The 16,782-nt window shown below is 70.3% G+C and carries 24 protein-coding genes; 5 read left to right on the top strand and 19 right to left on the bottom strand.

Annotation, left to right across the window (positions count from 1 at the left end; all coding sequences use genetic code 11):
* Positions 1-28: 28 nt before the first annotated feature.
* The 18 genes from ACIO5D_RS27400 to ACIO5D_RS27315 all read right to left on the bottom strand — a co-directional run bounded on the left by ACIO5D_RS27400 (position 29) and on the right by ACIO5D_RS27315 (position 12,791).
* The gene (locus ACIO5D_RS27400) at positions 29-292 is read right to left on the bottom strand and encodes a hypothetical protein (protein ID WP_400798566.1); all 264 of its coding nucleotides are present in this window, start codon (positions 290-292) and stop codon (positions 29-31) included.
* A 116-nt stretch (positions 293-408) separates the two neighbouring features.
* Complete coding sequence (locus tag ACIO5D_RS27395; protein WP_400798563.1) at positions 409-972, bottom strand: hypothetical protein; 564 nt, start codon at positions 970-972, stop codon at positions 409-411.
* 108 nt (positions 973-1,080) lie between these two features.
* Positions 1,081-1,584 (bottom strand): hypothetical protein, encoded by a 504-nt coding sequence (locus ACIO5D_RS27390; RefSeq protein ID WP_400798560.1) that lies wholly within the window; start codon positions 1,582-1,584, stop codon positions 1,081-1,083.
* A gap of 133 nt (positions 1,585-1,717) precedes the next feature.
* Complete coding sequence (locus ACIO5D_RS27385; RefSeq protein ID WP_400798558.1) at positions 1,718-2,164, bottom strand: hypothetical protein; 447 nt, start codon at positions 2,162-2,164, stop codon at positions 1,718-1,720.
* A complete protein-coding gene (locus ACIO5D_RS27380; RefSeq protein ID WP_400798556.1) occupies positions 2,161-2,343 on the bottom strand; it encodes a hypothetical protein in 183 nt (60 codons plus the stop codon). Before ACIO5D_RS27380 ends, ACIO5D_RS27385 begins: the two co-directional genes overlap by 4 nt.
* Entirely contained in the window at positions 2,340-2,741 is a 402-nt protein-coding gene (locus ACIO5D_RS27375; protein ID WP_400798553.1) for an HK97 gp10 family phage protein, read from the bottom strand. The genes ACIO5D_RS27380 and ACIO5D_RS27375 overlap by 4 nt, the downstream gene beginning before the upstream one ends.
* On the bottom strand, positions 2,738-3,175 hold the full coding sequence (locus ACIO5D_RS27370; protein ID WP_400798551.1) for a DUF6093 family protein: 438 nt from the start codon (positions 3,173-3,175) through the stop codon (positions 2,738-2,740). Before ACIO5D_RS27370 ends, ACIO5D_RS27375 begins: the two co-directional genes overlap by 4 nt.
* Complete coding sequence (locus ACIO5D_RS27365) at positions 3,175-3,546, bottom strand: hypothetical protein (protein ID WP_400798548.1); 372 nt, start codon at positions 3,544-3,546, stop codon at positions 3,175-3,177. The genes ACIO5D_RS27370 and ACIO5D_RS27365 overlap by 1 nt, the downstream gene beginning before the upstream one ends.
* Before the next feature lie 95 nt (positions 3,547-3,641).
* The gene (locus ACIO5D_RS27360) at positions 3,642-4,385 is read right to left on the bottom strand and encodes a spherulation-specific family 4 protein (protein ID WP_400798546.1); all 744 of its coding nucleotides are present in this window, start codon (positions 4,383-4,385) and stop codon (positions 3,642-3,644) included.
* Complete coding sequence (locus tag ACIO5D_RS27355) at positions 4,376-5,233, bottom strand: hypothetical protein (protein ID WP_400798543.1); 858 nt, start codon at positions 5,231-5,233, stop codon at positions 4,376-4,378. Before ACIO5D_RS27355 ends, ACIO5D_RS27360 begins: the two co-directional genes overlap by 10 nt.
* Entirely contained in the window at positions 5,230-5,562 is a 333-nt protein-coding gene (locus ACIO5D_RS27350) for a hypothetical protein (protein WP_400798541.1), read from the bottom strand. The genes ACIO5D_RS27355 and ACIO5D_RS27350 overlap by 4 nt, the downstream gene beginning before the upstream one ends.
* An 89-nt stretch (positions 5,563-5,651) precedes the next feature.
* On the bottom strand, positions 5,652-5,963 hold the full coding sequence (locus ACIO5D_RS27345) for a hypothetical protein (RefSeq protein ID WP_400798539.1): 312 nt from the start codon (positions 5,961-5,963) through the stop codon (positions 5,652-5,654).
* On the bottom strand, positions 5,957-7,018 hold the full coding sequence (locus tag ACIO5D_RS27340; RefSeq protein WP_400798536.1) for a major capsid protein: 1,062 nt from the start codon (positions 7,016-7,018) through the stop codon (positions 5,957-5,959). The genes ACIO5D_RS27345 and ACIO5D_RS27340 overlap by 7 nt, the downstream gene beginning before the upstream one ends.
* Before the next feature lie 12 nt (positions 7,019-7,030).
* A complete protein-coding gene (locus ACIO5D_RS27335) occupies positions 7,031-7,774 on the bottom strand; it encodes a hypothetical protein (RefSeq protein WP_400798534.1) in 744 nt (247 codons plus the stop codon).
* Between the two features lie 111 nt (positions 7,775-7,885).
* Positions 7,886-8,668, bottom strand: a complete 783-nt coding sequence (locus tag ACIO5D_RS27330) for a hypothetical protein (protein ID WP_400798532.1) — start codon at positions 8,666-8,668, stop codon at positions 7,886-7,888.
* A gap of 81 nt (positions 8,669-8,749) precedes the next feature.
* A complete protein-coding gene (locus ACIO5D_RS27325; protein ID WP_400798529.1) occupies positions 8,750-10,591 on the bottom strand; it encodes a hypothetical protein in 1,842 nt (613 codons plus the stop codon).
* A 24-nt stretch (positions 10,592-10,615) separates the two neighbouring features.
* Positions 10,616-12,184: a terminase large subunit domain-containing protein gene (locus tag ACIO5D_RS27320; protein ID WP_400798527.1), complete on the bottom strand. Its 1,569-nt coding sequence runs from the start codon at positions 12,182-12,184 to the stop codon at positions 10,616-10,618.
* Positions 12,177-12,791: a hypothetical protein gene (locus tag ACIO5D_RS27315; RefSeq protein ID WP_400798524.1), complete on the bottom strand. Its 615-nt coding sequence runs from the start codon at positions 12,789-12,791 to the stop codon at positions 12,177-12,179. Before ACIO5D_RS27315 ends, ACIO5D_RS27320 begins: the two co-directional genes overlap by 8 nt.
* Before the next feature lie 271 nt (positions 12,792-13,062).
* Here ACIO5D_RS27315 and ACIO5D_RS27310 point away from each other — a divergent pair, with 271 nt between their 5' ends.
* A complete protein-coding gene (locus ACIO5D_RS27310) occupies positions 13,063-13,437 on the top strand; it encodes a hypothetical protein (protein ID WP_400798522.1) in 375 nt (124 codons plus the stop codon).
* A 129-nt stretch (positions 13,438-13,566) separates the two neighbouring features.
* On the opposite strand, the gene ACIO5D_RS27305 is transcribed toward ACIO5D_RS27310, so the two are convergent.
* Positions 13,567-13,740: a hypothetical protein gene (locus ACIO5D_RS27305; protein WP_400798519.1), complete on the bottom strand. Its 174-nt coding sequence runs from the start codon at positions 13,738-13,740 to the stop codon at positions 13,567-13,569.
* A gap of 208 nt (positions 13,741-13,948) precedes the next feature.
* Between ACIO5D_RS27305 and ACIO5D_RS27300 the strand changes: the two genes are divergently transcribed.
* The 4 genes from ACIO5D_RS27300 to ACIO5D_RS27285 all read left to right on the top strand — a co-directional run bounded on the left by ACIO5D_RS27300 (position 13,949) and on the right by ACIO5D_RS27285 (position 16,750).
* On the top strand, positions 13,949-14,416 hold the full coding sequence (locus ACIO5D_RS27300) for a hypothetical protein (protein ID WP_400798517.1): 468 nt from the start codon (positions 13,949-13,951) through the stop codon (positions 14,414-14,416).
* 92 nt (positions 14,417-14,508) lie between these two features.
* Complete coding sequence (locus ACIO5D_RS27295) at positions 14,509-15,039, top strand: hypothetical protein (protein ID WP_400798515.1); 531 nt, start codon at positions 14,509-14,511, stop codon at positions 15,037-15,039.
* Positions 15,036-16,166 carry an MAB_1171c family putative transporter gene (locus ACIO5D_RS27290; protein WP_400798512.1) on the top strand — a complete coding sequence of 377 codons (1,131 nt, stop codon included), beginning with the start codon at positions 15,036-15,038 and terminating at the stop codon, positions 16,164-16,166. The genes ACIO5D_RS27295 and ACIO5D_RS27290 overlap by 4 nt, the downstream gene beginning before the upstream one ends.
* Positions 16,163-16,750 (top strand): hypothetical protein, encoded by a 588-nt coding sequence (locus tag ACIO5D_RS27285; protein ID WP_400798509.1) that lies wholly within the window; start codon positions 16,163-16,165, stop codon positions 16,748-16,750. The genes ACIO5D_RS27290 and ACIO5D_RS27285 overlap by 4 nt, the downstream gene beginning before the upstream one ends.
* Positions 16,751-16,782 lie beyond the last annotated feature (32 nt).

Below are 16,782 nucleotides of genomic sequence, written 5' to 3'. Positions count from 1 at the left end.
TCCCCGGGCACCCGGCCCGGGTACGTCGTCAGCGGTGCCGTGCGGCCTGCTGTTGCTCGCGCTGCTCGATAAAGCGGGCGTACTCCTCAGCCGGGACGAGACCGAGCTTCAACCCGGCCGGGGACAGACCTTCCGGCAGTTCCTCGCGCTTGCGCTCGATCGCCTGGCAGCCGGAGCAGCGGGTCGTGGACACCTCGTAGGCGTGACGGTCGCCACCGGCCTCGGGCTGCCACTCCTCGTCCCGGGTGCCGCACTGCGGGCAGGTCAGGCGCGCGAAGTCGGCGTAGGCCACGGCCTTCTCCCGGTCCCCCGGGGTCCAACGGCCCGGTTCGCCGCCGAGGAACTGCGAGTGCGGGATGCCCCACCGGTCGCACAGCTCCAGTTCCGTACGGAACCGGGGGTCAGTCCTCAGCCTTTTCCCAGGTCAGCGCGCCTCTCGGTCTGCGGGGTGAGCGCGGCGTCGAACAGGGCCAGGCGGTCGGCGTGTCCCCAGGTGGCCAGGAACTCGATGGCCTGGTCCTCGGTGATGCCGTCGACGTTGGCGGCGGCGATCAGCGCCGGGGGGAACGTTTCTGCGTTCCACTCGGAGTTGGGGGCCTGGTCGGCCTGCTCCGGGGTCGGGGGGTGGGCCTTCACAAGATCGGTGAAGGTCTCGCCGGGGAGCGCCCGGAAGGTCAGCACCGTGCTGACCTTGTCGGCGCCGACGGTGGCGTTGGCCAGTTCGGCGGCCGCCGTGTCGGCGACGATCCGGTGGGACTCACTGTCGGGGTTCGCGGCGGCCATCAGCGCGGCCTTCGCGGCCCGTTCCTGGATCCCGTTGAACGCCTGCTTCAGCCCGATGTCGTCCCACAGCCGCAGGGGAGTGGTGGCGAGCTTGCGGTTGCGCAGCCGCTCCAGCGTGGCGGTCCAGTGCGCGTCGGCCGCGACAGCGTCGGCCGGCGGCTCGGGAACGGCGGTGGTGGTCTTGGGCATGGTGGCTGTCCTTCGTGGCTTCGGGGTGAGGGGAAGAGGGGCCCGGCCGGGCGCTTTCGCGCGTCCCCTCGTACGTGCGAGAGCGCTCAGCCGGGAGCGAAAGGGCCGTCAGGACGCGGCGGGGACCGCAGCGGACTGCACCGGGCGCCGGGTGACGAAGAAGGAGACCTTGAACTTGGCGGCCTCGTTGTCGACCGTGAAACTCGACGACTGCGAGCCAACCCGCACCGGGAAGATGTCCATGGACTTGTTCGTAGGTACGTCACCCTTTCTGAGGATCACAACGTAACCACTGGTCCCCTTCTTCAAGAGCTCCTCCAGCGTGGAGGTGAGGCTGTCCTCCCAGAAAGTGAACGAGGAGTCGGCGGCCTTGTCCGAGCCGGGGATGGACGAGTCGAACGTGTCCGACATGTCCTTGGTCTCGATCGCCTGGCTCTCGAACGTCCAGCCGTCGACCTCGGCAATGGCGGCGGAGATGTTCGTGCCGGCTGCCAGCTCCGTCCGGGTGGGGATCATGGAGGCGGCGGCGATGGTCGACAGGAACAGGAAGATGGAGGTGCCGCGCCTGGTGTACTTCTCAACCGGCGTCGGGGCGGGGATGGTAGTCGGCATGGTGGACCCCAGATACCTGGTGGGGTCAGCCCGGTGTGTGCGGCCCGGCCCCGTGTGGACGGTGAGGGGTGGCCACCCGCAAAGGGGGTAGCGTCCGCGCTTCGGGCCGCCGCGGTGCGGGTCCTGCACAGCGTCAGAGCTGCGTGGTCCTGCTCGTGAGATCGAGCCGGAACCTGATCATGTCGTTAACGATACCGTCGCCGGGGACCGGGTCTGTCCCCGTGTCAACGTCCAGCAACCGGCCCCGGCACACCACACCCGCCGGGAGAACGAGCGGGTACCGCCACCGGCCGGTCACCGGGTCGCGTTCCAGCACGGCCGCAAGCACCCGGTCGGCCAGCCACTCGACCTGATCCGTGGTCTCGCCGACGCACACGGCCTGGTAAAGGGCGCTGGCGTCCTCAGACAGGTCGCTCATCGGCGCACCCTGCACGTCCCAACCGACCAGGTGCAGCACCGTGTACGGAGGTGGTACCGGTCCGGTGCTGGTGCGCGGCAGGCTCCCGTTTCCGCACGGCTTGCCGGTGGCATCAGCAAGCAGCACGACGAGGGCCTTGGTGACCGGGCGGCGGGCGATCACCGGGCACCGCCTTCCTGCTGCTCACGGCCGTCGAGGGAGTGGTGCACGATCAGCCAGTTGACACCGCCGCCGTCGGCCTCGACGGGCACTGTGTCCGGTCCGCACACGCAGTCCGCCTCGCCGGTTGCCGTGTTGTGGTCGATCAGGTCGCCGATCGGGGAGACATGGCCGACGCTCACGTGATCACCTGCCCGGCGAGGGTACGCAGCTGTTCGTCGACCTGCTGGCCGAACGCGGACATCGCGGGGGCAACGTGCGGGAACGGGGGCTGGTTGTAGTGCCGGCCGAGCGAGTCGACCCCGACGAACCCGAACTCCAGGCGCCGCCCGTACGGCTCTGCCGTCCCGATCGTCGCCTCGGCGAAACCCCCGGTGCCGGGGGCGACTTCAACGGTCCACGACTCGCGGTAGCGGCCGGTGATGGCGTTGGGTCCGGGCCGGCCGGATGCGTGCGCCCGGATCTGCTGGCGCAGCAGGGTGGCCTGGTGGCGGACAAGCCTGGTGACGGCCGGCCCGACACGTTCGGCGGCCTGGTCGAACGCAGCGGCCAGGGCAGCAGGATCGGTGAAGGTGTTCACGGTGCGCCCTTGGGCTGAATCTCGTCGCACCAGGACAGACGTACGGCGATCAACGTCTGCCCTTGTCCGCTTTCGGCGATTCGCCAGCTGCGGGTGAGCAGCGACGGGTCACCCTTCGAATGGACAGCGATGACGGCAAGGGTGTCGTCGCGGCGCGGCACGGGGGTGTGTGCCGGGGTGAGGAGCCTGTAGGCGTTCTTGGCGTCGTCGATGTGGTCCTGGAGATCGGAGGGTACGACGCGGCCGATCGGCTGCGCACCGGTACCGATGACCGCGCCTGGCCCCTCGTAGACCAGCGTGGCGGGTGCGTCCTCAAGTTCGCCGGTGTCCTCGTTCAGGACCCGGCCCACGCCACGGCGGGTCACGCGGACGGTGTCGCCCATGACGAGCTCTTCGACGAGAGCGCTGAGGCCGGAGACGTCGAGCAGTGGCATCAGCTCGCGCCCTTCGCCCAGTCGAGGAGCTGGCGCAGCGCCGCGCGGGTCAGTTCGTTGCGGCCGCCGTCCAGGTCGGTGCGCTTGAAGACCGCGGCTGCGAGTTCGTCCGGGTCGATCCCGGTCAGGAACCCCACAATGTCCGGGCCCGGGCTCTCGGTGGCGATGGCGACGCGGGCCAGGCCGTCGAACGCGGCTGTGGTGCTTTCCTTCAGGTGCAGCACGACCTGCGCCGGCTGCCCGGCGATGTGCTGAAGGCTGTATCCGCGCACCGTCTTGCTGATGTTTTTACCATCCAGATGGACGCTGCCCGCAAAGCCTTCGGCGGTGATGACGACGTGGTGCTGGCCGGGGTTGTCAAGGCTGGTCACGGAGTCTCCCGGGTTGGAGGGGCGGCGGGCCGGTGGGCCTCCGTTGAGGAGCCGGCTGGAGGCGGTCACGGTGGCGGGCAGGTTCTCGAGGCCGGTCACCGCGGCCATCCGGGAGCAGGGCGGGCGGGGAACCGGGCCATCAGGTCGGTTAGGTCCTGCCAGTAGGTGGTGGGTATGCCGTCCCAGGGGTTGGAGGCCGGCCCGGTGTAGGGGGTGGTGTGCATGTGGATGGTGTGGCAGCCGTTCGCCCGGGCGAGGAGGACGGCTTCGCGGGCATCAGCCCAGGTGGTGATGCCGTGTAGCAGGTGCACGGTCTTCTCGGGGCGCCACTTTCGAACCCAGGCGGGCAGAGTGGCCATGGCCTGCCGGTAGTCGGGCAGGGTGCCTTCGAACGTGACGACCTGGTCGGCGATGGCGAAGTAGCGTTCGTCGGGCAGGGTGCCGCAGTTGAGTACGACGGTTTTGGCGCCGCGCTTGCGCAGGCCCTGGATGGTGGTGGCCACGGCTTGGACGTTCGCGGCCGCGGTGGCCACCTGGTCGAGGAAGATGCCGTCGGTGATGCCCCGGGCCACCCACTGGTCGGCCTGCTGAAAGACGGTGAAGTCGACCACGGAGCCGTAGCCGTGGTTGATGTAACCGAGCACCGGTGTCCCCGTGGACCTGACGGAGCGACCGGCGTCGTACAGCACCGGGTCCTCGGTCGCCCCGGGCCCGTTGGCCTGGTTGAGAACGACCCAGCGCAGCGGCAGGCCGCTGACGGCCAGGGTGTCCCAGGCCGCGGCATCGATGCCGGGGTGCTGGTAGAGGGGCACGCCGAGCCCCATGGTGGTCAGCGCCATGCGGCTGTGTCCTCCTCGTCGGCCTGCTGGCCGTCCTCAATGTCGGTACGGCCCGTCAGGTCGGGCCGGGGGATGAAGGAGCGGATGCACCCGGGGTGGGCGATCGGGTACGCGGCCGCCGCAGCGGCGGTGCGCAGCGTGCCGCCCGCTTGGTCGCTGTCCGGATGGCTGGTCCAGCCGCAGCCGGGGCCGTCGACGACCTGCACCCACTCGGCCTCGAGGTCGCCGACCGCGGCCCGGACGGCGGCGGTGTTCGCGGCGGTGACGGCCTGCGCGGCAAGCGCGCTGCGGGCCCAGGCGGCCGCCGGGTAGCGGGTGGAGTCCGCGTACACCACGACACCGAGGCGGTGTTCGCGGGCCAGGACCTCGGTGCTGGTGCTTTCGCGGCGCCGGGCCGTCTCGGCGACGGCACGGTGGAAGGCGCGGGCGCGGCGGACAGTGTCGTTGACGCGGTGCAGCAGCCGTTCGTAGGCGGCGGCCGTGAGCGTGTGTATGGCCTGCTGGTGCTCGGGTGTCCAGTGGAAGCCGGGGCGGGGCAGGTGAACGGGCCACGGAGCGGTGTGCAGCGCGGCCTCGGCACCGTGCCGGTAGGCGATCGGCAGTTCGGTGCTCGCCCAGCGCTCGACGATACCGACGACGGCCGTGTCAAACGCCGCAACGGCCGCGGTGAACGCGCGCAGGGCGGCACGGATGGCGGCCGTACGGCGCCGGGTACCGGCGGCGGCCCGAACGGCGGCGAGTACGGCGTGCTGCGCCCGGGTCAGGGCGTCCCAGGCGGCAGCGAGTTGCCAGGTGGTGGTGTCGATGAGCCGGTGGAGTTCCTGGTCGCGCCAGGTGGTGGCGGTCATCGGCGTGGCCTGGCGTGGAGTTGGACGATGCCGGGGCCGGCGTCTGGTGATTCGGGCTGGGGGTCGTCCGGTGCGGGTGGGGCGGCCGGGTCGGCGAGGTCGGCGATCTGGCGCTCGATGGCAGCAACGTTGGCGGAGTTGTCGATCGACAGGACGCCGGTGAGTGCGAGTTTGAGCGGTTGCGCGAGGAGGGTCTGGCGTCGTTCGCGCAGTACTTCGAGGGCGACGGCGCGGGCGGAGCGCAGCCGGGTGTAGCGTGCGTCCAGGTCGGCCTGGTCGGTGGTGGTGCCGAGTTCGGCGAGGAGCCAGGCCCGGGTGGCGGCGTCCACGGAGTCACCTCCCGTCGTGATTGGGGTGAGGGTTCTCGGGGGCCCGGGGTGGGGAGGACGGCCCGGCCGGGCCCCCGAGGGGATCAGTGCTACTCGGCGGTCTTGCGGCCGCGCCGGGCGGCGGGCTTGGTCTCCGGATCGGGTTCCGGCTCGGGACCGGGTTCCGGCTCGGGGCCGGGTTCCGGAGCCGGGCACTGTTCTCCCCCCTCACCCGGACCCGTCTGCGGCACAGTCACCGGATCGGGGCTGAAGTCAGGCAGCTGCCCCCCGACCCACGCCGCCGGGTTGGAGACCAGCCGGGCCAGGCGCGGCTCCGGCCGGCAGCCAGCCTTCAGCACGACCGTCTGGTGGGTGTCGGGGTCAGTGACGAACACGCTGGCCTCCAACTCCACGGTCACCACACCTTCGCGGTGATGTGGATGTCCGGGACGTACATCACCGGCATCGCGGCGGCGGAGCCCTTGGTCCAAACCTGCGGCGGGTCGTCGCTGTAGCCGTGGGTGACGATGATGCCTGGGGCCTCCTCCCGGATGATCGACGGGTTGGATCCGTTGGACAGCACCAGGGCCTCGGCGGTCACGCCGTACTGCGTCTCGGCCCACTGGGTGGGGTTCGGGGGCAGCAGGATGTACAGGTTCTCGGGGAGCGCGCGCACGTCGGTGCCGTTGTCCAGCGGGATCGGCACGTCGTAGATGGTGATCGGCGGCAGACCGTAACGGGCCCGCACGACGTCGACCTCAGTCTGGGCAAGGACCGCTGTGGGCAGGGTCGCCCCAGGCGCGGCACCGTAGTACGCGGCCCGGTACGACTGGTTGTCCTGCATGAGGGCGCGGGCCTTGTACGAGGTCAGTACCCGGGCCGGCAGCGGCGCGCCGATCGAACGCAGGTACTCGATCCACTTCCTCTCGTCGCCGATCATGTCCGCGGTCGGATCGGTCCACGGCACGGCGGCGGTGGGCATGTTCGCGGCCGGGACCTGGGCGTCGTACTCGGTGTACATGCCGTTCTCGCCCGCGAGCGTGAACTTGCCGTCGGTGAGCAGATCGCCGACGGCCAGCTCCAGGCGGGAGCGGATCGAGGTGACGTGCGCGGCGATGTCGTCGTACAGCCGCTCGATGATGTCTCCGTCGTCCATGCCCCGGGAGGTGTCGAGGAGGATCTGCTCCAGCTCACCGATGATGAACTTCTGGCCGAGCGGGGGCAACATGCCCTCGGTCACGGTCTTGGTGAGCTCGCGCGACCCGATCGGGGTCGTCGAGTCCCACGTGCGGTACTTGGCCGCGGCGATGCGGCGCTTCGTCTGCTTCGTGCGCCACTTCACGCTGTTGAGCGTGCGGACGGGCATCACCGTGTTGGTGAGCTCGTAGTCCGCCGGTGACTTGATTGCCCGCACGAATGCGTGGATCTCGGTTGCGTCGATCCCCTTGAGGAGGTTCGCGAGCATCTCGATAGCCATGGGTCAGCCTCCTCAGATGCCGATGTAGTGGATGAGCGCCGTGGTGGAACCGGGCGCGGGCGGGATGAACCCGGGGACGGGCAGCTTCGACACGTCGACCTGGCCGTGAACGCGCAGCGCCACGACGGCCTTGGACGCCCCGGGGTTGAACGGGACGTCGGCTTCCAGGAACCCGGCCAGGACCTCGGTGCCGTCCGAAGCGGTCGCGGTTCCGCCGCCGGTGGGGGTGGTGACGTTCACGGCCGGGGTGGTGCCGCCGGTCAGGCCGCCCGCGTTGGCGGTCATCTGCGGGACGTTGACGCCGAGGAAGTGGCCGACGAACGCGACGGTGTACGGGCCGCCCGCGGCGCCGGTGACCTTCACGTCGCCGACGGCGATGTTGTTCAGCGCCTCCAGCGCGGCCTGCACCTGTGCCGGGGTCGCGTTGTAGGCGATCGCCGCAGTGGTCTGGGCGTTGTAGGTGAGGGTGTACGTTCCGCCGGTCGGTCCGCCGGTGATGGTGACGGTCTGCGTCTCGGACGTCGGCGGGCTGTACGGCGCGTAGAGGCCGGACTCGTTGAGGCGGCCGAGCGGGATGCCGCTCTTGATGGTGCAGTACGGCTGGGAGACGCCGGAGCCGCGCACCCAGTGCAGACCCTCGGTGAACCGGGTGAGGTCGAGGGTCGCGGGCTGGTTGAGTTCGGTGCCATGGACGCCGGCGAGCCAGCGCCGGTTCGCAGTGTGGGTCGTGGTGGTGGTGATCGGCTGGATGGACACGCCGGATCCCTCCCTGGGGGCAGGTGTCTGCTGGGGGCGGTGGGCACCTGGTGGTGCCGTCCACGGGGAGGGAAGGGCGTGGTCCCTAGTACTGCGGATGGTGCAAGGGGGTCAGGCGAGACCCATGGCCTGTGCGCGGGCGCGCCCGCGGTCTCCGGCCTTCACCACCGACCCGGAAGTGCGGTTCGGCGGGCCTCCGGCCGGGGCACCGCCGGGCGCCGGCGGCATACCCGGCACCACGGTGCTGGTGAAGAGCTTCGGCTTGCTCGCCTTCAGCGCCTCGACGGCGGTGAGCAGCGCGGCATCGTCGGCATCGTCGGCGACTGTACGGCTGAGGAAGGCCTGTGCGACGTCGAGGTCGCCCGGGTCGACACCGGCCCGGGCGAGGGCCGCCTGCTGCTTGGCCTCGCGAAGTACCGTCTGGGCGGTCGCGGCCGCTGTGGCGGCAGCGGCCTCCTTCGCGGCGAGCGCGGCCTCCCGGGCTTCCAGGTCGGCGGCGCGGCGCTGCTCCTCCGTCAGGGCGGCGTCACGCGCGGTCTTGGCGTCCGTGATGAACGTCTTCAGCTGCTCGTCGGTGATGTTCTCGGCGTCGAGGCCGGCGGCCTCGGCGAGCGTGCGCAACGTGGCGGTGGCGCCCTGTTTCTTCTCCTTGGCCAGGAGGTGGCTGAGGTGGCGCTGCGTGTAGGTGAGGACCGGTTCACCGGTGTTCCCCGGGTCGGGCTGGCCCGGGGTGGGCGGGGGTGTGCTCTGCTGGCCGGTGCGGGCGGCGAGTTCGGCCGGGGTCGGTACCGGGGTACCACCGCCGCCGGACGGGGCGGGCGGGGTCGGCTCGGGCGGGGTGTTGTACAGGGTAGCCGCCGCCAGGAGCTGGCGGCGCATCTCGGCACGGCGCATGGGTGTCCTCTGTCCTCCACCGTGAACGCCCCCGCGCCACTACCGAGTGTAGGGGCGATCATGGTGTGCTCTGTCGCCGTGTCACCTGGTCTTGCCCTGTTCAGGGGTGCTGGGCACGGACGGCGGGGTGCCGGGTTGGGGCGGCTGGGGTACCTGCTGGGGCAGAACCACGGTCGGGGGCTGTTCCGGGGGCGGGCCTTGGAGGTGGAGGAAGTCGCGGACGGCCTGCGGGTCACCAGTGGCGTCCGCGAGCTGGCCGGCCGCGGCGAACTGGCGGGCCTCGATCTGGCGGATCTCCTCTTCGGCGTCGTCGACTGTCCATCCGGCCTCGATGAGGCGGTGGATTGCGGTCTCGAGGCTGATCAGCCCGGCGGTGTAGGCGGTGGCGATGTCCTGGAGCAGGCCGGCCAGGTCGGTGGGGGTGTAGGGGCCGAACTCGAGGTCGGCCGGGACAATCGGACCGGTCCAGTCGGGGTGCTGGCCGGCCTGGTGGATGCGCTGAACGAATTTCAGCAGAAGCCTGTACTTGTGGGCTCGGGCGAGGCGGCCGGAGGCGACCATCATGTCCAGCGGGCTCATGGTGAGGGACAGGGCGTAGCCGGACGGCATCTGGGCCTGGTCGGCGGTGCCGAGGGCGACGGCGGGCATCCGCAGGTTCGCGGAGAGCCGGTCGAGGAGGTCGTGTCCGGCGTTGCGAAGTTCAGCAAGTTGGGCGGCGGTGTTGAGGACGTCCATCCGGCCGCCGGTCTCCAGCTTCAGCATCATGCCGGCCTGGACCTGGACGTTGTGCTGGCGGGTCTCGAGGCCGGACACGGCGATGACGGGCATGCCGGTGGTGCTGGTGGCGTGCGCGGTGTCGGTGTCGCTGCCGGCGAGGTCGTCCAGGAGCTGTAGGACGCGGGCCAGGGCCGGGCGGCCCCAGTGTTCTTCGGCGTCCGGGATGGTGTTGGGGACGTGGACGACCGGAATGAAGTCGATCATGAGGTCGAGGCGGTCGAGGACTTCGCCGTCCTCACGGACCGCGTACTGGGCGTGGGCCCGGGGCAGGGTGTGGACGTCGATGTCGCCGGTCAGGTCCTCCATCAGCCAGGTGGCGTCGGTGAGGTAGCACGTCCACACGGACGGGCCGTCGTTCCACGCGTACTGGCGGCTGATCACCCCGTTGTCGTAGACGTCGCCCGGTGCGATCTGCAGCGTGGTGTCGTCCTGCTCCACCGGGGCGCGCACCGGCCGGCCGTTGCCGTCGGCGGTGGAGCTCCGGGCCGGGCCGACGTAGTCGAGTTCCCAGGTGACGCGCCTGACCCGGGCCTTGAGGCCGCGCTGGGGGTCGGCGGGGAGTTCCCAGGCGAGGTGCACGCAGCGGGGGAACTCGTTGCCCGGCTCTTCGCTGGGCTCGAAGAAATAGAAGCCCGGGTCGGTGGCGACCAGGCGGACGCGCTGCCGCTCGGGATCCCATGCCAGGTAGTACACCCCGTCGCCCTGGACGACGGTCTTGCGCTCGGCCTGCTGGAGACGTAGCGAGAACAGCTCGTCTTCCGCCCACTTGCGCAGCCGCTCCTGCACGGCCTGGGCGTGCTCGACGTCCGCGCCGCCGTCACCGGTCCGGTCAGCACCCTTGACGACGATGTGCTGCTCACGGCCGAGGATGTGCGCCATGATCGCGTCGTTGAACATGGCGACGTCGCCGTACTCGCGGCGGTCGTCGTCGGTGCCGCTCTGGATCGCGGCGAGCGCCCCGGCCTGGTTGAGGTCGTAGGCGACCATCGTCTTGTAGGCGGCGAGACGGCGGGCGTCCTCAGCGGGCACCCAGCGGGCGTGCGCCTCGGGGTAGGCACGCCGGTTCGGCGCCCCTCCCTGCGAGCTGAACACCGGTTTGTAGTTCAGCCAGCTCCACGCGTCCAATATGAACTGCCAGATCTTCATGGGTCCTTCCTCAGGCATTGGTGGTCAGCGGCGGCCGGGCAGTGGGCCGCGGGTGTAGGAGTCGGCGGATCCGCCGCTGGCGGAGTCGGCGAGTTCGGTGAGTGCGTGCACGCAGGCATCCATGCGGTCCGGGGAGTCCATGCCGGGCATCCACGTGACCATCTGGCCCTCCAGTTCCACGAACTCCCCGACGTGGTGGACGCCGCTCTGGAAGTAGAGCTGGGCAACCGGTTCGGCGCGGAGCCGTTTGCCTTTCTTGGCGAAAACGTCGATCAACCGGGGGCACAGCAGGCCTCCGGTGAGGCCTTCGCGATCAAGCTCGGCCCAGGCCTGCCGCACAACTTGACGAGCCATGTCACCGCCGAAGTTGTTCTCCACGCCGATAGCGTCAGCGCCGAGCTCGATGGCGAGTAGGCAGGCCTGTCGGCCCCACTGTTCCGCGCCGAGCTTGGCTGAACGGTCGGCCAGGACGTACAGGCCGCCCTGGACGTCGCGTCCGGCTGCGACGATGCCGACTTCGTCGCGCAGTGCGTCGCCGCCGGACGGGTCGATGAAGACGACCACCCGAGTGAGGGTGATACCGCGTAGCGCCTCCGGGGTGATGCGGTTGTCGCTGATCCACGACCAGCGCCAGACCCCGCCCTCCATGGGTCTGGGCCTCTGCTGGTAGAGGGCCCACCAGATGCGTTCGCCGACAGCCTTGCGGGTCTCGGCGAGTTCCTGCTCGTCGTAGCGGGACGGCCACAGGGCGGCGCCGATCGGTCGGCCGAGGATGTCGTCCGCGGAGTCGGCGATCGCTGGGAGGTTGATGCGCTCCCAGCCGTCGGGGTCCTGCTGGAGGATGCGTCCGCAAAGATCATCTTCGTGCCAGCGGGTGTTGATGATGATCTGTGAGGCACCGGGCGCGCGGCGGGTGTAGAAGACCGAGCGGTACCACTCCCACACGCGATCGCGCTGTGAAGGGCTGCCGGCGTCGTCAGAACCCTTGAACGGGTCGTCGACGATGCCCAGGTCGAAGCCCTTGCCCGTCAAACTGCCGCCGACGCCGGCGGTGACCATGCCGCCGCGTACCGCGGAGCGTGGCGGCGCGATGAAGTCGAAGCGGTTCGCCGCCCGGGAACCGGGGTGGAGCTTGACGCCGAGCAGGTCGGTGTGCTCGTTGACCAGGTCGCGGACCCAGCGGCCGTGGTCGTCGGCCAGCTCGCTGCCGTAGGAGGCGAGCATGATGCGCTTGAGCGGTTGGCGGCGGGCAAACCACAGCGGGCCCCAGCGGGACGCGCGCTGACTCTTCCCGTGACGGGGCGGCATCTCCACCATCGCCTTGATGCGCTCGCCAGCCTCGATCCGCCGGTACAGGCCGTCAATCAGGTCGAGGTGCGGGGCCTGGAGCTCAACACCGTCGGTCAGCACGGTGGCCATATGGCCGGGCGAGCGGTCCATGAGCATGCCGCGTTCAACGCGGGCCAGGTGAACGCGCATCGGTGGCTTCACCTGGGCGGCCATAACCTCCCGGTCAGCGGGGGGGAGCTTCTTGTACTCCTCGATGACGGCGGCGAGTTCGGCGTCCGGGTCGCGGCGCTTCTTCTTACCCACCGGCCGGCCCCTGCTGCTTGTCGGCGGCCGCGTTGAGGGCGATGAGCTTGCGCAGCTCGTCCACCGACTCGATGTCGATCAGCGGGGCGCCGTCGGCACCGGTGACCTCGGTGCGCACCGGACGCTTGACGCCCTGAACTTCGTCGAGGCGTGCGAGGACGCGCAGCGCCTGGTCGCGGGCCTTGGACCGGCGATCGGCCATCTTGAGGCGGTCTTCAGGGTCTTCCCAGATGTCCGGGTCGTCGTCGGCGCTGGCCTCGGCGAGGGCGTCGCGGAGCAGCTGCTCGTACTGGGCGACGCGCAGGCGGCGCAGCGCGTCCAGGTCGTCGTCGTACCGCGACTGGGAGGCCTTGAGGGCGCGGGCGATGTCCTTGGCGACGGCCTGGACGAGGCGGCTGTCGGCGAGCGGGGGTTCGCCGGCCTTGTAGCGGTCGGCGCCGTAGCCCTCAGGCACGGCCTTGCCGCGGGTGTTGTGTGCGGGGTCGGCGTAGAGGTGCCGGCCGATCTCGAGGTGCGACCAGCCGAGGGTGAGCTTCAAGCGCACGGCTTCGGCGCGCCGGGCCTGGACGGCCTGGCGCGTGGTGTCGTGCCCGGGGGGTCCGGCCATGCCTCGCTCCATGCACCCCCGCGCACACGGTCCATGATCCCCTACAGGTGGTGGTGCTCGGTCCTGCCAGCTCACGGGTGTGTTACGGGTTCAGGTGTTCGGGGCTCCTGTGGTCGGCCGGGGTGGGAGGATCCGCCGCATGCGGATACGGGTACGAACGGTGGCGGTGGTGGGTGTGGTGCTGGCCGGGGTTGCGGGGTGTTCGGGCGGAACGGGCGGCGGGCCGGCAGCGGGGTCGGCTCAGGACTCGCCGGCAGTCTCGAGTACGCCGGTGACGGCTGGTACGACGGCGGCGGTGCGCGGGCGGGAGCTGGTGGTGCTGCTGGAGGGGCGGCTGCAGCCGCCGCAGACCGTCCGGTGCCTGAACGGGGGCGGGCGGGAGTGCGCGCTGTGGCTCGGGGCGGTCGCCAAGCTGGCGGCGGTGGACGCCCCGAACCTCGTGGACCGGTACCCGGTGGACGCCGTCCGGGCGGGGAGGGTGGCGGAGCTGATCGGCCGGGTGGGATCGGCGGGTGACTCCTACAGCCGCGGCCGGTGCGAGGACCAGGCGTCGTTCGGGCAGGGTTCGCAGTGCGAGACGGACGCGGCGGGGATCGCGGTGGGGGCCCGGCTGCTGGCTGACGAGCTGAAGGCTCAATGGCCCTGACAGGCCGAGGAGTTGGGGTGACGCGCTGGCCCCGGCGGTTTCCGTTGCTGTGCACGGGGGGAGTTCACAGTTCATACGGAGGCCGGGGCCTGGCGCGTGGTTCGATGCTGGGGCAGGGCGGGAGCGGTGTCAACGCGGCCCAGGGCTGCTGGCTGCTGTGCGCAGCTGCTGGATGACGACGGAGATGTCGGGGATGTTCGGCCAGGTACCGGCGGCGCGGGCGCAGCGCAGGGTCGGGGACGGGACGGGGCGCTGGGTCTGGGCGGCCGCGGACGGCTGGAGGACGGGCTGCACATCAACCACCTCGTTGTCGTAGGGCGGGGGTTCGCTTGTTGCCTCCCCGCTATCAAAGTAGCGCTCTCCGGCAGCATAATCACTTGGTACGACCGTCAACCAGAGGGTTTGTCACCGCACAGCGGGTGGGGCGCGCTACTTTGATAGCGATTATTCTAGCTTTGGACACGACAAGAAAGCGGGGGCAGGGGTGAGCCGAGCAGACACTCCCCAGGCCGTGAAGCAGGCCCGGACCATCGCGGGCCGGCTGAATGACCTGATCAACGCCGTGAACGAGGCACGCAACCTGGCCAACTCACCGCACATCACGTACACCGAGCTGGTGGAACGTGCCTATGAGGCCACGCAGCCGGCCCGGCATCTCTCCACCGACAGCGTTCGGCACATCAGGGAGGCACGCAACGGCCGGGGACTGGCGCCGAACCCCACCGTGGCGACCCTTGACGCACTCGGTGCCGCATTCGGCCTGCGCAACGGTGCCCGCTACTTCCTCAGTGATGCCGAGATGGCCGCGGGGATGCTGGACCAGGTGCGTGAAGCCCACGGTCTGTCGGCCACGCGCGGGAACGATGGGGTTGCCGGGCTGATGCACCGTGCTGCCGAGCTCGGGCCGGCGAACCGCCGGGTGGTCAGCTCGCTCATGGACCAGCTGCTGGAGATCGAACGGCTGCACCGTTCACCGTAGCCAGGTCAGGTGCCGGTGTGTTTGGATGCGCACCTCTCTGTTCCTCCCCGCACGCCTCCGCCGGCCTGCACGTTCACAGCCGAAGGTCCCTCATGCCCCTCCCCAGAGGTCTCCGCAGCCGCTGCGAGAAGATCCTCAGCAACCTGCCGATACCCGACCCGTTCAGCGCTGACGCGTTCGCGGACGCGCTTGCCGAGCACCGTGGCCGGCCCATCTCCATGCACCCGCTGCCGTCGACGGCCGACACCGCTGCCCACACGGGCCTGTGGGTGCCCCTGGCGTCGGTCGACGCAGTCTTCTACGAGTCCCGGACCAGCCTGGCCCACCAGACCCTGATCAAACTGCACGAGCTCGGCCACATCGCGGCCGGCCACCAGCCTGACTACAACCCCGAGATGATCCAGCAGGCGTTCCCGGACATGGAACCGCGCTATGTTGCGAAGCTGTTCGGGCTGCCGAGGGCCAGCTACGACTCCGTCGAGGAGCAGGAGGCGGAGACGATCGCGCTGCTGCTCGCGAGCCGGCTGGGCTCGGGCCGGGGAACGACGCCGGACGGCAAGCGGCTGACGGCCACACTCGCACATCCCGTGCGCCAGGACTACGGGACGGCGGGTACCCGGTGAACCTCATCCTGTTCGGTCTGCTTCCGGTCGCGCTGATCGGCCAGTGTCTGTGGCGGCTGCCGGCTGCGGTCAGGGACGGCAACCGCACCTCGCGGTCGTTGTCGCTGAGCGTCGGCGCGCTGGGAACTGCCCTGGCGGCCGGCGGGCCCGCCATCGACAGCGGCTTCCTGCACCACTGGGTGCCCGGCCTGCCGGTGCTGCTGCGCCACCTGTTCGGCATGGGCTCGATCGCCTGCCTCTTCGACTACCTCTACGCGGTACACGACGCCTCCCCGCGTCGGATCCGGGCGAACTTCCCGCTGGTCGGTGTTGCCGCGGCCGTGATGGGGGTGCTGTTCTTCACCGCAGTGCCCCGGCCGGCGACGCCCTACGCCAACGACATCATCGTCCAGCACTTCGACGACCCCTGGGTGACCGCCTACCTGGCCATCTTCTACACCTACCTCGGTGCGTCGATGCTGATCGGGGCTCTGGTGTTCTTGGGTGGGCGGCGGGGTGTGCCGAAGGGGCTGGCCCGGACCGGCGTCACGAGTCTGGCGCTGGGCTGTTCCCTGGGGGTGGTGTACACGCTGCACCGGGTAATGATCATGATGGGGACGATCGCCGACCTCGGGTACGGGTACAACGCCCAGGTCGACGCACTGTCCGACGTGATCATCGTGTTGTCGATCCTGCTGATCGTCACTGGCCTGGTGCTCGCTCCGATGCGGGCGCTGGTGCGCTACGTCCGGGACCAGTACGCGCTGTGGCGGATCTACCCGCTGTGGTCCGACATCGCCGACCAGTTCCCCCACCTCGTGATGGGTGAACGGCGGTCGCGCTGGCGGGAGCTGTTCACCATCGGGGACCGGACGATCGATGTGGCACACAGCGCGTTCACCGTCCGGGACGGGTTCCTGTCGCTCCAGCCGTACGCGGAGCCGGGGACGGCGCGGTCGGCGGCGGTCGGTTCGGATCCGGGGGCGGAAGCCCTGTGGGTGCGGTCGGCGCTGAGGCGCAAGGCAGCTGGTGAGACGGAGGGCCCGAAGCAGCACGACGAGCTGGCGGAGCAGGACTTGCGGGCGCCGGAGCGGGAAATCCGGTGGGCGATGGACGTGGCCGCGCAGTACACCAGGGGGGCGGTGTGAGCGAGCAGTCCGGGATGTTGTGGCAGGTGGCACGGCGGGTCAGTGACTGGGTGGACCCGAAGAACGTCATCGTGGTGGTGTCGCTGGGGTTCGGCGTTCACTACGGCTGGGCCGGCCTCGGCTGGGCAGCGCTCGCCATCGTCTTCGCCGCAGTGGTCCCGATGGCGTACATCGTCTACGGGAAGTCGGGCGGGCGCTGGTCCGAGCGGCATCTGACGAACCGCATCAAGCGGATGTCGGTGCTGCCGGTGATCAGCGCGTCTGCTGCGGCGGGGATCGCGCTGGAGGCGGTGACGTCGGCGCCGTGTCCGATGATCGCGCTGACGGCGGCGATGTGGGCGACGATCACGGCGATCTGGCCGGTGACCCGGTGGTACAAGATCAGCGTGCACGCGGCGGTGACGGCCGGTTCGGTCGTGATGCTGGCTCAGGCGTACGGCTGGTGGTGGCTGCTCGGTCTGGTGGTGGTGCCGGTGCTCGGGTGGGCGCGGGTGCGGGTGCAGGAGCACACCGTGGGGCAGGTCGTCTCCGGGGCGCTGCTCGGCCTGGTGGTGGCCGGCGGGGTGTTCGCGCTGGTGCGGTAGGACCCGGGTTCTGCGGGGCCGCGGTGGTTGCG

Origin of the sequence: Kitasatospora sp. NPDC087315 (assembly GCF_044744345.1) — a bacterium.
Taxonomy (GTDB): domain Bacteria; phylum Actinomycetota; class Actinomycetes; order Streptomycetales; family Streptomycetaceae; genus Kitasatospora.
Note: the sequence above shows the minus strand (reverse complement) of the source record. Positions and strands in the feature narration are given on the sequence as shown.